General features: G+C 68.2%; 1 protein-coding gene. It reads left to right on the forward strand.

Annotated features, from left to right (window positions below):
* Positions 1-124: 124 nt before the first annotated feature.
* Positions 125-634: a MaoC family dehydratase gene (locus tag FREUN1FDRAFT_RS39255; RefSeq protein WP_006546024.1), complete on the forward strand. Its 510-nt coding sequence runs from the start codon at positions 125-127 to the stop codon at positions 632-634.
* The last annotated feature ends 62 nt before the right edge of the window (positions 635-696 follow it).

Consider the following 696-nt stretch of genomic DNA (forward strand, 5'->3'; position numbering starts at 1 on the left):
AGCCTCCCCCGCTGAGCCGGCCGCCGGCCGCGGCAAGGGAGTCGTCCGGGTACCGCGGGCGGGTGAACGATGCCGGACACCCGCCCGCGTAGGACCGCCAGGTACAAGGGAACAGGGGTGGGGCATGCAGTTCGGCCGGTACTACGAGGAGTTCGAGGTCGGCGCGGTCTACAAGCACTGGCCGGGCAAGACCGTCACCGAGTACGACGACCACCTGTTCTGCCTGCTCACGATGAACCACCATCCGCTGCACCTCGACGCGAACTACGCCGAGAAGACCACCCAGTTCAAGCGGAACGTCGTCGTCGGCAACTACGTGTACTCGCTGCTGCTCGGCATGTCGGTCGCCGACGTGTCCGGCAAGGCGATCGCGAACCTCGAGGTCGAGTCGCTGCGCCACGTCGCGCCGGTCTTCCACGGGGACACGATCTACGGCGAGTCGACCGTCCTGGACAAGGTGGAGTCGAAGAGCAAGGACGACCGCGGCATCGTCACGGTCGAGACCCGCGGGCTCAACCAGGACGGCACCCTGGTCTGCATCTACCGCCGCAAGGTGATGGTCCCCAAGCGCTCCTACGGCGAGGAACGCGGCGGCGAGCAGCCCGGCCGCCCCACGCAGCAGGACGTGCGCTGACATGCCCGAGCCGTCGCCCGCAGGTCGATCTCCGCAGGTCGCTGTACCTTCGCCCGCGGGTA

Source organism: Parafrankia sp. EUN1f, assembly GCF_000177675.1.
In the GTDB taxonomy this organism is placed as follows: Bacteria; Actinomycetota; Actinomycetes; order Frankiales; family Frankiaceae; genus Parafrankia.

Excerpts from the sequence above, each read along its gene's own strand:
- FREUN1FDRAFT_RS39255 (WP_006546024.1), top strand. The coding sequence starts at position 125 with ATGCAGTTCGGCCGGTACTACGAGGAGTTCGAGGTCGGCGCGGTCTAC.